At 51.2% G+C, this 13,594-nt stretch carries 8 protein-coding genes; all 8 read left to right on the top strand.

What is annotated here, in order from left to right; all coding sequences use genetic code 11:
- The first annotated feature begins 16 nt into the window (after positions 1-16).
- The 8 genes from ACO06L_RS04550 to ACO06L_RS04515 all read left to right on the top strand — a co-directional run bounded on the left by ACO06L_RS04550 (position 17) and on the right by ACO06L_RS04515 (position 13,552).
- Positions 17-667 (top strand): XrtA/PEP-CTERM system exopolysaccharide export protein, encoded by a 651-nt coding sequence (locus ACO06L_RS04550; protein WP_336143089.1) that lies wholly within the window; start codon positions 17-19, stop codon positions 665-667.
- Positions 668-710: 43 nt separating this feature from the next.
- Positions 711-2,237, top strand: coding sequence for an XrtA system polysaccharide chain length determinant (locus ACO06L_RS04545; protein WP_064228350.1), 1,527 nt, complete (start codon positions 711-713; stop codon positions 2,235-2,237).
- Positions 2,237-3,058 (top strand): hypothetical protein, encoded by an 822-nt coding sequence (locus ACO06L_RS04540; RefSeq protein ID WP_227512730.1) that lies wholly within the window; start codon positions 2,237-2,239, stop codon positions 3,056-3,058. The genes ACO06L_RS04545 and ACO06L_RS04540 overlap by 1 nt, the downstream gene beginning before the upstream one ends.
- Entirely contained in the window at positions 3,051-4,340 is a 1,290-nt protein-coding gene (locus tag ACO06L_RS04535) for an outer membrane beta-barrel protein (protein ID WP_336143087.1), read from the top strand. The genes ACO06L_RS04540 and ACO06L_RS04535 overlap by 8 nt, the downstream gene beginning before the upstream one ends.
- Positions 4,341-4,403: 63 nt before the next feature.
- A complete protein-coding gene (locus tag ACO06L_RS04530; RefSeq protein WP_421845360.1) occupies positions 4,404-5,264 on the top strand; it encodes an XrtA system polysaccharide deacetylase in 861 nt (286 codons plus the stop codon).
- A 9-nt stretch (positions 5,265-5,273) separates the two neighbouring features.
- A complete protein-coding gene (locus tag ACO06L_RS04525; protein WP_336143084.1) occupies positions 5,274-6,593 on the top strand; it encodes a FemAB family XrtA/PEP-CTERM system-associated protein in 1,320 nt (439 codons plus the stop codon).
- 13 nt (positions 6,594-6,606) lie between these two features.
- Positions 6,607-12,432, top strand: coding sequence for an amino acid adenylation domain-containing protein (locus ACO06L_RS04520; RefSeq protein WP_421845358.1), 5,826 nt, complete (start codon positions 6,607-6,609; stop codon positions 12,430-12,432).
- Entirely contained in the window at positions 12,425-13,552 is a 1,128-nt protein-coding gene (locus ACO06L_RS04515; protein ID WP_336143078.1) for a glycosyltransferase, read from the top strand. The genes ACO06L_RS04520 and ACO06L_RS04515 overlap by 8 nt, the downstream gene beginning before the upstream one ends.
- The last annotated feature ends 42 nt before the right edge of the window (positions 13,553-13,594 follow it).

Raw genomic sequence — 13,594 nt, 5'->3', positions numbered from 1 at the left:
GAGAAGAAAGAGAGTAATGAATATGACTGGCGCAAAGTTTTTGCTGAATGGTTTTGCCTCTGTTCTGGCTTTGATCGTGTTGAGCGGTTGCTCCTCAACACCGTCATCCTCCCCCGATCGAATTCAACGGGCCCTGGAGGCGCCGGTGACACAAGAGAATGAAGAATACGTTCTGGGGCCAACCGACGTCGTTCAGGTTTCCGTTTGGAGAAATGAGGACCTTAGCATAGCGGTTCCTGTCCGGCCGGACGGAAAGATCTCTGTGCCTCTGGTAGGCGATGTTCAGGCTAGTGGTAGATCACCACAACAGTTAGCCGATTCCATCGAGACGCAATTGGCACAATATATTCGCGAACCTCAGGTGAGCATTGTTGTTACTTCCATGGGGAGTAACGAGTTTGTTAATCGGGTGAGGGTGACTGGCGCCGTCCAGCAACCAACCTCTGTCCCATACCGTGAAGGGATGACCGTTCTTGATATGGTGCTGGGTTCAGGCGGTCTAACACCATTTGCTGCCGAAAATGATACCCGCCTCTATAGAGTTCATGAGGGAGAAGTGGTCGCCATTCCTGTTCGTCTCGGAGACATTCTGAGTGATGGGGACATCACAACAAACTATTCCCTGCGACCGGGCGACATTATCAGCGTCCCTGAGCGCAGTTTCTGAATAGATCCCTGAAAGACCATCGATTCCTGAGTGAGTATTTGAAATGGCTCTTCCTTTAAGTCAGTTGCCACGAGAGGCCCTGCGTGAAGTCCGGTCGCGGAAATGGCTGTCCTTCCTGCTATTTGCAATTGTGAGTGCGGCGGTTCTGGCGCTTGGTTTTCTGTGGCCATACAAATACGAATCGAGCGTGGTAATCTTCGTTGATGACCAAAACATTATCAGGCCTTTGATGGAAGGAAGTGCGGTACCGACAGAAATAAATGAGCGGGCATCAGCTGCCAAGGAGCTCCTCTGGTCGCGCAGCGTCATAGAACAGATAGCGACGGACCCGGACATCTTTGGTGAAGGCGCTGCGTCGCCATCTCCGGAGGTTCTTGAAGGTCGAATCGCTGGTTTGCGGAGCAATCTTATTGTCAGGCCTCGTGGTGACTCCTATTTCAGTATTGAGTACACGGCAGAATCGCAGATCCGCGCATTCAAGGTGGCACAGCGTTTTGGGCAGCTGTTTATCGAGGAGAATAATCAACGCAAGCGTTCTGAAAGCAGAGCTGCGTACGACTTCATTGATAAACAGGTAAAGAGCTATGAGCAGCAGCTCGCAGAAGTTGAGAGGCGCCTTAAGGACTTTCTTTCCAGGAACGTAGATGGCACAGAAGGCGAAGCCAATAACAGGATGGCGGACCTCCGGCGTCAACTTGAGCTGGCACAGCTAGAGCGAGAAGAGCTTGAAACTAGAGCTGATTCCCTCCAACAACAATTGAGTAATCTGCCTCCCACTCTTCGCCAAGGCAAAACGGAAAATGCCTTTCAGGAGCGGATCAATACGCTCGAGGCTCGTCTTGACGCCCTTCGACTGCAATACCACGATTCTTACCCGGACATAGTAATCCTGAGAGAGCAACTGGCAGAGCTTCGCAAGCAGCGTGACAGGGCGCTGGCGGAGGCGACTCCTGAATTGAATCAGAATCAGGGGGAGAGCGTCGCCAATCCGGTCTATCAAGAGGTTCGATCCGAGTTGGTTACTACCCGAGCGGATATGGAGACGATACAAACCCGCATTCGCTCCATTGAGAGGCTGATTTCAGAACAGAAGGAAAGAATGGAGCGGATCCAGGCGAATAAGGCCCAGTACTCCGAGCTGACCCGCGACATGGAGGTAAATAAACAGATCTATGATGACCTCCTGAAACGTCGAGAAAAAGCGCGTGTATCCATGCACCTGGATATTGAAGGTCAGGGCCTGAATTACCGGATAAACGAAACAGCCCAATACCCACTCGCCCCGGACGGGCCAAGGTTTGAGATGTTCGCCATGGCGGGCCTGTTCATAGGTCTTGTGGCTCCGTTCGGGGCGGCAATCGGATGGGTTCAAGTCGATCCCAGAATAAGAGTGCGTAGTCAGGTGGAGGAAGAGTTTGACTTCCCGGTGCTTGAGCAGATACCGGTGGTTCGGACGCCCTATGAGAAGCGTCGTGACAGGCGGATCACCGTTGCTGTATTTATTCTGTCGGCATTGGTTGCTGCGGCCTACATTGCTGTCGCTGCCGCAACCATCATTGGGGTGATTTGATGAGAGATGTTGACGCTAACAAAAAGCTGGAACGCTCCCAAGAGGATAAACAGGTTGAGGAGCAAGCAGACTGGAATGATTCCAGGCTGCTGGTACCGAGCTCTTTGGAATTGGGGCCTGGCGCCGTCGACAAGTATGTCCTGAGCAAACAGATTGCCCGGATGCAGGAACCTCGGAAGCTCACCAAAGAGGATCTGGATGAGCGCCGGATAATCTATCCTGAATCGGCAAACAGGGATCTTGTGAACAGATTCCGTAATCTCAGAACCAAACTGCTTGAGATATCCGGCGGAAATAACTTCACTCTGGTTGTCAGCGGGGCGTCCGAATCAGCTGGCTCATCGTTCGTTGCACTGAATCTGGCTGCAGCCTTTGCCTTCGACCATGCGAAAACCGCGCTCGTTATCGACTGTAATCTCCGGGAACCGACCTTACACTCAGCACTGGATATCATGCCAGAGAACGGCCTGACCGATTTTCTGGACGACCCCGATTTCGACATTGGTCGGATTCTCTACCCAACGGGGATCCCACGTCTACGACTGATACCGGCTGGTAGCCGGCGTGAGACACCTGCGGAATTTTTCACGTCTTTCCGAATGAAACAATTCCTTCAGGCGGTTCGTCGGCGCTATCCAGATCGCTTTATAGTTTTGGATACAGCGCCTATCTCGGACTCGCCTGATGCCAGAATACTCACTGAACTTTGTGATTACGGGATGCTGGTGGTTCCTCACGGCAAGATAACCAGTTCCGGACTGGAGCAAGCTGCGAGTGCCTTTAGTTCGAATAAATTCGTGGGAGCGGTAATTAATGGATAGGCCAGGAAAATCCGGGACGATTCAGTACGCTTGCCACATCGCTTTGCTTGCTTGTGTTGGCCTTGGTGCCCAGCATGTTTTTGCCAAACCTGTAACCTTATCGGGAGGCGTAGAGTCCAAATACAGTGACAACGTCACCCAGAGCGCGAACAATGAACTCAGCGATACGGAAACCCGTGTTACGTTATCTGTTCAGCACCAATCTGATCCGGGCAGGTGCGTGTCAGAAACGGGTGGCAGTCTTGGCTATGGGGTCTGGGCAGATTCTACCTATGACCCTGAGACCTATGCCGACCTTGCATTCAGGGGGCTGTGTGAACTACGACCAGGGTTGACCTGGCAGTTGTCCGATAATCTTAGGCAGGTTCAACAGGATTCGCGCGGAACCGATACTCCGGATAACCGCACTCTCAAAAACGTCTTCCGCACAGGGCCCAGCTACGTTATTCCCATTAGCAACCGGGACCAGATCAATCTCTCGATAAACTATGAAAATACCGAGTTTCGCGAACCTGAAGAAACAGACAGCGAAAGATACATCGGGTCGGCAGGCTGGAACCATCTGTTCAATGCAACCCTCTCGGGGGGAATAAGCTTTACTGCAGACAGGGCAGAACTGGATACAGGAGGTGAGATTGATACCGATTCGGCCTCGTTCAACTGGTCCAAAGAGTGGGCGGCCACTCGATTTCGTGGAAGTCTCGGTTATAGCGAGCTTACCAGCCGTTTCGGCAGTTTCGAGCAAAGCTCGGATGGCTGGATAGGAGACCTGTTCCTTGAACGTGATCTGACCTCATCCTTGGCATTCTTTTTTGAGGCCAGCCGGGAACTTACTGATCAAACATCTGACTTTGATATCCGGTTTCAGGACTTCGTCTTCAATTTGCGGGAAACGACTGAAGTAGAAGTAACAGCTGTAAGCACCGGTTTGAATAAAAGCTACAGCAATAATGCTGACTTGAGCGTTCGTTTATACGCAAACAGGGCGGATTACCTCCGCACCGATGACCGCGAAGATGTTGCAGGTTTAAATATTGCCTACAGTCAGCCCTTGAGGCCTTTGCTGAGCGTCCAGCTGTCCGGTAATTACGAGTATTCTCGCTTTGAAGTCAATACCCAGGATGACGTGGCGCTGAGGCTAAGGACGGGAATCACTTATTCAGCAACGAGTGACCTCGATCTGACAGCTCAAATTGGTCATGAGAATCGCGAAAGCGATCTTCCTGCGAATGATTTTGAAGAGAACTGGGTGAGTGTAGGAGTGAATTACAGGTTCCGGTGAAATAGTTAAGCCTCCCCAGAATGAATATTTCAAGCGCCTCTGAAGGCAGTGGAGTACACGGAAGTGATCAGGAATGCCCTAACGATCGATGTTGAAGATTATTTCCAGGTAGCCGCGTTATCCGAAGCAGTCAGTCCTGAGGATTGGCCTTCAATGGAGTATCGTGTTGAAGCCAACACAGACCGTCTTCTGCAGTTGTTCTCGGATAAAGACGTGAAAGCAACCTTTTTTACCCTCGGATGGGTGGCTGAACGTTCCCCGGATCTTGTCAGAAGAATTCGGAATGCTGGCCATGAAATAGCCAGCCATGGATACAGTCATCAGCTTGTCTATAACCAGAGTCCTGAAGTTTTTCGAGAAGAAACCCGCAAATCGAAGGGTATCCTTGAGGACATTACTGGCGAAGCGATTACCGGCTATCGGGCGGCCAGTTATTCAATTACGGCACAATCCCGCTGGGCTCTCGACATCCTGTGTGAGGAGGGCTTCACCTGGGATTCCTCGATTTTCCCCGTGCATCATGACCGCTATGGCATGCCAGGGACGCCTCATGAGCCTTACCGACTGCGCGCGCCGAATGGAGGCACGCTGATCGAGTTTCCTCTGTCCACCTGCCCATTGGGAAATTACCGATTACCCATTGCCGGAGGCGGGTATTTTCGTCTTTTCCCCTATTGGTTGAGCCGTTGGGGGCTTGGGCGAATCAATCGGTCAGGGCAGCCTTTCATCTTCTATTTGCACCCCTGGGAGATTGACGCCGACCAACCCCGCCTGAAAGTAAAAGCGTTCTCGCGGTTCCGTCATTACAACAACCTTGATAAATGCATGGGGCGGCTGGAAACCCTTCTCGGCGATTTTCGTTTTGGTTCAGTACAAGACGTACTATCGAGCGTGGAACTCCGCCCTGAACCGGTTTCAGTCTAGGGGGCGGATATGGGTTCACATCGCGAATTCCCTGATACCGGGCAGCTCAAAGTGCAGTTGGAGAACCTCCGCGACAGAAAGGGTGATTTGAACAGAGCGATCGGAGTGGCCAAAAAATCGGGCGCCAATGCCGATTCACTGATCAACAAACTGAAGACGGTCTCAAGTGAGATCAAGGAACTTCAGAAAACGCTCAAAAAGCAATTAACGGTCGACGAGCAACCCAAAGCATGGTTTCCCGGAACGCCGGATGTTCCCTCGCCAATCCTGGATAACCCCGTAGCCGGAGAAGTCCGGATCGTTGATGCGTTCGCCTGCAGAGAGTTCCTCGCTGCTGCGGATGCGTACGTGCGGGCGCACCCTGCGGGTTCAATCTGGCATTCCACAGGTACTACCAGGTTCATCGAAGCAACCTCTGGCCATCAGACCCGATATCTTTGCGCACTGGACGAAAACAACCGTGTTATCGGGGTTTTGCCCCTGGTGCGCATGAAAAGCCGTCTTTTCGGTGATTTTATTGTCTCGGTTCCCTACTTCAATTACGGCGGGGTGCTGGCGAACCACCGGAAGGCGGCTGATTTACTTGCCGATAATGCCGTTTCCTGGCGAGATGAAACCGGGGTAGCTCATGTCGAACTGAGGCACGCCTTCGATATCGGGTTTAAGTTTCCCAAGCGCACCGATAAACTGACCTTCTGGCTACCTCTTCCAGAAGCGAAAGAGGACCTGTGGAACAGTTTTCGGCCCAAAGTCCGGGCCCAGATTCGCAGGGGCGAGCGGGAAGCGGATGAGGTCGTTTTCGGCGGGGAAGAACTGTTGAGTCAGTTCTATCAAGTGTTCGCCCGCAATATGCGAGACCTTGGGACACCCGTTTACGGCAAGGAGTTCTTCTCCAACTTGTTGAGAGAGCTAGGTTCTGGTGCCAGCCTGGTGGTCGTTAAAAAGAATGGCCGGCCAGTCGGGTGTGCTTTCATCGCAGGCCAGGGTGGGCGCCTCGAGATACCCTGGGCCTCGACGATTCGCGAGGAGAATTACACCGGAATTAATATGTTGATGTACTGGCGAATCCTTGAATACGCGATTCAGAACAAATATCAAATATTTGATTTTGGGCGCTGTAGCAGGGGAGCGGGTACCTCAAGGTTTAAGCGACAATGGGGTGCAAGTGAAATCCCTCTGTTCTGGGATTATGCGTTGCCCGAAGGGAAAAACCTGCCAGAGTTGAATCCGGACAACCCAAAGTTTCGCCTTTTAATTGCGATTTGGAAACGAATGCCAGTATGGATGAGCCGGCTAATTGGTCCGGGTATTGTAAAAAACCTCCCTTGAGATCGGATGTTCAATGGAAAGAGCGCAAAGGGATAATCAGACGATTGGTTCGGTCATCGCTCCAGTTGAATTACTGTCAGATTCCCAGAACTGGCCGGAAGTTCCTTACGATTACCTGTTTATCAATCAAAGCCAGGATAAGCCGGAAAAAACCGCTGTAGTATTTGGTGAAGATGTTCTCACGTACCGGGAACTGGAACTCCAGAGCCGGCAGTGGGCGTATTGGCTTCTGTCAGAAGGCATAAAGACGGGAGACAAGGTTCTGGTGTGCATGGAACGTGCCCTGGAACTGCCTGCTGTGTTATTGGGTATCCTTCGGGCCGGGGCATGCTATGTTCCAGCCGATCCAGCATTTCCGTCGGATCGCATCGCTGTGATCATTGAAGACTCCGATTCGGCCGCTGTGATCTCAGACCGGGAAAGTGAGGCGCTCCTTCCCCCGAGCAATCCGTCCGTTCGCTTTGTGGTGGAGGACAAACCTGCCCAGCTTGAGGCCCGATCTCTTCCTGAATGGCGCCCGGACGATCTCGCCTACCTGATATTCACGTCCGGCTCGACAGGCCGCCCCAAAGGCGTCCCCATCACCCGGGCAGCCATGATGAACTTCCTGCTGGCGATGGCGGATAAACCGGGTATAGCTGCCGAAGACCGGGTTTTGGCCCTCACCACAATTTCTTTCGATATCTCCGTTCTGGAATTGTTCCTGCCGCTGATTGCCGGAGCCACCGTTTATGTTGTTTCAAAACGAGACAGCCTCGACCCTCAATCGCTATCGCGGGTCATTGATGAAAATCGTCTGACCCTGATGCAGGCTACGCCGGCAACCTGGCGATTACTGTATGACTACGGTTGGCGGCCCCAAAGGCACCAGAAGTTGCTTTGTGGGGGGGAGGCGTTCCCGTTGAGCCTTGCGAACGGACTTGTCGCCTGCGCCGGGGAAGTCTGGAACATGTATGGCCCGACTGAGGCTACTGTTTGGTCCAGCTGTCATCAGGTTTCAGAAGCAGATCTGAGTACCGGGCGAATTCCGCTTGGTAAACCATTACCGAATATTGAATACGTAGTCTGTGATAGCAATGGAAACCGTGTTCCCAAAAATGATGCTGGTGAACTCTGGATTGGCGGTGTTGCTCTGACGCCTGGCTATTACCACCGCCCAGAGCTAACCGAGGACAGGTTCGTTTCCGCCAGCGGTTTTGGAAGGGCTGAGCGTTTCTACCGCACGGGCGATCTTGTTTCCGTTCTGGGCAACGGTGATCTTGTCTATCTGGATCGACTCGATAATCAGGTTAAAATTCGCGGACACAGGATCGAGCTTGGAGAGATTGAAGCCGTTCTCCGACAGGTTGACGAAGTCCAGGATGCAATAGTAGTCAAAACCAATGATGAAATTAATGAGCCAGTTTTAGTTGGTTTCATCCGACCAAAGGTAGCGCCTGATGATGAGTCTCTAACCAAGATGCTTTCATCCGTTCTTCCCACGTACATGATTCCAACTGTGTGGTTCCGTGTGGATGAATTTCCCGAAACGCCCAACCGTAAGGTGGATCGGCGAAAGCTCAGAGAATCTCTACCGAAAAATTTTCTTCAAGCAAGTCCGGAAGTGAACACTGTTCCCTCAGAAATGAGCGGGCTTGCGAAACTCTGGGAGCAGGTTTTAGGGAGAGCGCCTACCCATGCCAAAGCTACTTTCCTCTCCATGGGCGGACACTCCTTGTCTGCAGCGCGTTTAAGCGTCCTCGCGGAGCAAGACTACAAATGCTGGATAGAACCGGTCCAATTTCTCGCGACTCCGCATCTATTTGAGCACTGGAACCTCATTGAGCGGCAACTTCATGATAAACCAGGAGGAGCAATGCAAAAGCCTCCTGGTTCCCGGCTGGTTGAACCATCGGGTCTAGTTCCTGTTTCATCTGCGCAGGAGAGTATGTGGTATTCGGGGGTGCTTCACGGAACGCAAAGTGTCTATAACGAATCTGAAGCTCTACTGTTGGAGGGCAGGCTGGATAAAAAAGTCCTTTCTGAGGCTTTGAAAACCCTTCAGTCACGGCATGTCGCCTTTCGCATGTTTCCTGAGATTTCAGATGGCAAGCTTGTTGGATGGAAAACAAACGCTACATCGCCGGGTATTGCCTTAACGGTTTTTAGTAGGGAAACGGAAGACTCCACTCGTGAAGAGATCCTGAGCAAAGAATCCAGGAAGGAGTTCAGTTTTTCTCCTTCCGAGCCTTTAATCCGGTTTGTTTTGCACCGTTTCCCCTCAGGCGATGTTCTGCAGTTCATTGCTCATCACATGATCATTGATGGATTGTCAGAGAAACGGCTTTGGAGCGACCTTGCGCAGATTTATGGGGAGGTAGAGAAGGGTCATCCGTCCGATGATGAGGCTCTCTGTGAGGATGTATTTGAAAAATACTTGCGCGCACCAGCCGGGCATAGCCAGCAAGACCTTGCCTACTGGCAGTCCATCTTTCAGGAAATGCCACCTTACCTGGAAGTGAAAGCAGACAATCCTCGCCCGCCGGAATTCAGCCAGGAGAGCATACAAACTGGATTACGCCTTGGCAGATTAGCCTACAAAAGACTGAATCAATACGCGCGGGGGACGGATTCAACCCCTTTTCAGATTCTGCTTGCTGTGTTCTTCGTGTGGCTTTACCGATACAGTCAGCAAGGCGACTACGTAGTAGGCGTTCCCGTTAGTGGTCGCGAATCTGGAGTCGGGGAAAAGGCGATCGGCCTGTTTATGAACACTGTGCCGGTTAGGGAAAAGGTTATCGGTAGCGAAACGTTTTCCCAGTTTTTGAGTCGTGCGCGGAAGACAACAATTGACGCACTAAGCCACGGCAGGGTGCCATTTGGTGTCCTGGTGAACAGCGTAAATCCTGATCGTGACGTTGGAAGGACGCCGTTGTACCAGGCGATCTTTTCGTTTAATGATGAGCAGGGACTACCTGAGGCAATTGGAACGACTAATTGTCTGGAGGGACCGTTGATGGTCGATACCGGATACGGACCAACTGAGTTAACAATGTTTGCGGACTATGATGCGGAAGGATTGAGTTTGCGGCTGAAGGGCAGCGCGGGACTTTTTCGACAAGAAACGCTGTCCAGGATGGCTCATCATTTCCGGGAGCTTCTGATCAGCGCTATCTCCGCCCCTGAGACTCCGGTAGCTAATCTCAGCATGCTGTTAGAGGAAGATCTGGACATTATCTCAGCAGCCAATACGACCAAATGCTCTTACCCCAGAGATGGAAGCATTGTTAGCTGTTTTAGTGCAGAAGTGTCCAGTAATCCTGATTCCCCAGCCGTTGAGTTTGGTGACCAATGCTGGACCTACAGACAGCTTGCAGAGCGGGCCGGAAGTATCACGGAGACATTGCTAGAGCAGGGTGTCTTGAGAGGAGATCCTGTTGGAGTGATTGCGAGCCGCCACCCTGACACTATCGCTGCTTTGATAGGGATTCTGCAAGCGGGGGCTAGCTATGTTCCTCTGGATTCCGGATTTCCTGCCAAACGACTGGAACAGATGATTCTTCAGTCCGGAACCAAGATCGTCCTAGCCCACTCTCTGCAACAAAGCGTCAAGGAATCATTCCCTGACGCGTGCCGGTTAGTGCAGATAGAGCCGCATTCTTCCTCCCCGGCCTCTTCGAATTTTCCAACCATCGAGCCAATGGAAAGGGCGTATATCATGTTTACGTCTGGCTCAACAGGAGATCCGAAAGGTATTGAGGTAGCGCACAGGAACGTGCTTCGGCTGGTAAAGAACACTGATTTCATGCAGCTCGATTCTGAAACCCGATTCCTTATGAACTCGCCCGTCCCTTTCGATGCATCAACCCTTGAGATCTGGGGACCGTTACTGAATGGTGGGGTATTGGTTATTCCTGAACAGGAAAGGCTAACGACCAGAGACATGGAACGGATTTTGAAGGCTAAGAATGTAAACAGTGTTTTTCTGACAACTACGCTTTTTCATTATTTCGCCGAAGAGGCGGCGGGCATTTTCGATTCTCTTGGTTATCTGCTGACCGGAGGTGAAGTTTTATCACCGGTTTTTGCCAAAAAAGTGCTCAAGCGTAATCCTGGACTGACACTAGTAAACGGCTACGGCCCAACCGAGAATACAACATTTACCTGCTGTTTTAGCATGTCAGATGCCGACAAAGTGCCTGTTCCAGTCCCTATAGGCAAACCAATTGCCAATACCCGCGTTCATATCCTGGATCCGAACGGACAACGTTGCCCTATAGGTATTCCGGGGGAACTCTATGCAGGGGGTGATGGTGTCGCCTTGGGTTATATCAATAGACCGGATCTCACCAAGCAAGCGTTTACAGTAATAGAGCATTATGACCCTGAGAAGGTATACAGGACTGGGGATCTTGCCCGGTGGTTGGGTAATGGCAATATTGAGTTTCTGGGGCGAGCTGATAATCAAGTAAAGATCCGGGGGTTCAGAATCGAACCCGAGGAAGTGACGCTCAAGGTAGTAGGAAGTGGTCTTGCTGATCATGCCTTTACCATGCCTTGGCGGGCACCTTCAGGCGAACAACAACTTGTTTGCTACTTCGTGCGGAGTAATGAAGCACCATACGATAGAGCAATTGAAGCAATTCATGAAGTCCTGCATGTAAGCCTTCCCGCTTACATGGTTCCAACCCATATCATTGAGGTTGATAAGCTTCCGACCGGGCCTACGGGAAAGATTGACAAGTCCTCACTCCCCAAGCCAGTAGTGAAACAGAGTGAATTGCCTCTTCAGGGTAAAACAGAATTCCAGGGTGAATTTGAGCAAAAGCTTGCTGAAATCTGGCGAGATATACTCGGAAGAGCTGACTTTGGAAGACATGACGATTTTTTTGTATTTGGAGGGAGTTCGCTTAAGGCATTAGAGGTTTTCTCACGGATCGAGAAAACTTTCGGTGTGAATCTGCCTTTGGCCGTTCTGCTAAAAACGTCTACAATCAGAGCCTTGGCCGAGCAGATAAATGTGCTCAGCCACCCTGAAACAAACAACTCGGATTCCTATCGCCCTCAAGCCCACTGGAACAGTTTAGTCACTCTTGTTGACAAGAAGACTGAATTATCTCCGATCGTTTGTGTGCACGCGGTTGGCGGTAATGTTCTTAGCTATCGTGGGCTTCGTCACTTCCGCGATGTTAATCGGCCCGTTGTAGGTTTCCAATCGCGGGGCCTTGATGGATTATTAAAGCCCCAGGAAACCATTGAACAAATGGCGGCCGATTATGTAAACGAACTGCTTGCTGCAGGCTATCGGGGTACGTTTACATTAATGGGCGGATCGATGGGTGGGAATATTGCGTTAGAAATGGCTCACAGGCTGCAACTCCTGGGGCATGATGTTGATTGGGTCATACTCCTTGATACGGTTGGACCCCACGCACGAGAGTATCCAGATTATTTCCCTGACCCGAGCATTGTTCGCAGGGCAATAGAGAGCATCAGAGCTCGTGGAATCTATTATGGAAAAGCACTTGCGACACATATTCATAGGGCCATCGGACGCGAATTACCCTACCAATTACGTCCGTTTTGGGTTGAAGAGTCAAATAAGAAAGCATTGTACACGCATCGGGACAAAATCTATTCCGGCGATGTACTGCTGATCCGCGCTCCAGAAGGGCGGGGCCCAGTATATGCGGCACCGAGTCTCGGTTGGGAGGGGGTGCTCCTGGGGAAGGTCCGTACTGAGTTTGTGGATGTTGAGCACAATTCGTTCATGGAGTCTGAGGCAGTCCAGGACATACTTCAAAGGTTCTTTGCGGAAATCGAATCGCATAATACTAACAGGGCTAATGAAAATGCTTGAGTTGTTGTTTTGGGTTGCCCTTCTAGGCAGTGTCTACAGTTATTTTCTCTACCCGATTGTCCTCAAGCTAACACCGCGGCGTGGGTCCTCTGAACGAAAGCTCAATGCGCAACCACCGAGAGTATCCCTGATTGTCACAGCCCACAATGAAGAGGAGCGCATCAGGGATAAAATTCTTAATTGTCTCGAACTGAGCTATCCGCAGTTGGAAGTTGTGGTCGCTTCCGATGCGTCTGTTGATGAAACGGACGCGATAGTACGGAGTTTCAAGAACGACGGAGTAAAGCTTGCGAGAGCTGAAGAAAGGAAGGGCAAAGAAAACGCGCAGTTGCATGCAATTCGTGCCGCCGAGGGAGATATCCTTGTCTTTTCTGACGTCGCAACAAGGATCCCGCCGGATGCCATCGAAAAACTCGTGAGTCATTTTGAGGATACGGCAGTCGGAGCCGTATCGAGTGAAGATCGTTTTATTAGTCGCGATGGCCTCGTTGCGGGCGAAGGTGCATATGTTAAGTATGAGATGCTACTGCGTCGCTTGGAGTCCCAACGGGCTGGCCTGGTTGGGTTGAGTGGATCGTTCTTTGCGGCAAGAAAGGAAGTCTGTGAAGCGTGGGATATTCTATCGCCCAGTGATTTTAATACGGCTTTGAATTGCGCGACGTTGGGGTATGTTGCGATTACAGCGCCCGATGTTCTTGGCTACTATCAGGATGTCCAGGATCCCGGGAAGGAATATCAGCGTAAGCTGCGCACAGTAATAAGGGGGTTGACCGCTGCAGCGAGACACAAGGAGGCTCTAAATCCATTTAAATTCCGGTGGTTTGCATTTCAGCTTTGGAGCCATAAGATACTGCGGTGGGCCGTTCCCTGGTTTTTGGTCTTACTGGCAATCTGCACGTTGCTCTTGGCATATCGTGGAGGTATTTACTCGCTGGCCATGTTATGTCAACTCGCGTTCTACGCCATTGTCGTGTTCGGGTATTTTTCAAGCTCGCATCGAGACAAAACAGTGGTAAAGATTCCTTACTTCTTTGTCCAGGTGAACGTCGCAATAGCTCATGCGACCCTTCGTTTTCTCCGGGGTGAGAGGATGACTGTGTGGTCACCGTCCAAGAGATAGGTCGTCAAGGACCGCATTGAACTTAACCTTCCGGAGGCAGGG

The organism is Marinobacter sp. (genome assembly GCF_965229985.1).
Classification (GTDB): Bacteria; Pseudomonadota; Gammaproteobacteria; order Pseudomonadales; family Oleiphilaceae; genus Marinobacter.
The sequence above is the reverse complement of the archived record's forward strand: the minus strand, read 5'-3'. Positions and strand labels throughout refer to the sequence as shown.

Excerpts from the sequence above, each read along its gene's own strand:
- ACO06L_RS04520 (WP_421845358.1), top strand. The coding sequence starts at position 6,607 with ATGGAAAGAGCGCAAAGGGATAATCAGACGATTGGTTCGGTCATCGCT.
- ACO06L_RS04550 (WP_336143089.1), top strand. The coding sequence starts at position 17 with ATGAATATGACTGGCGCAAAGTTTTTGCTGAATGGTTTTGCCTCTGTT.
- ACO06L_RS04545 (WP_064228350.1), top strand. The coding sequence starts at position 711 with ATGGCTCTTCCTTTAAGTCAGTTGCCACGAGAGGCCCTGCGTGAAGTC.
- ACO06L_RS04535 (WP_336143087.1), top strand. The coding sequence starts at position 3,051 with ATGGATAGGCCAGGAAAATCCGGGACGATTCAGTACGCTTGCCACATC.
- ACO06L_RS04515 (WP_336143078.1), top strand. The coding sequence starts at position 12,425 with ATGCTTGAGTTGTTGTTTTGGGTTGCCCTTCTAGGCAGTGTCTACAGT.
- ACO06L_RS04525 (WP_336143084.1), top strand. The coding sequence starts at position 5,274 with ATGGGTTCACATCGCGAATTCCCTGATACCGGGCAGCTCAAAGTGCAG.
- ACO06L_RS04540 (WP_227512730.1), top strand. The coding sequence starts at position 2,237 with ATGAGAGATGTTGACGCTAACAAAAAGCTGGAACGCTCCCAAGAGGAT.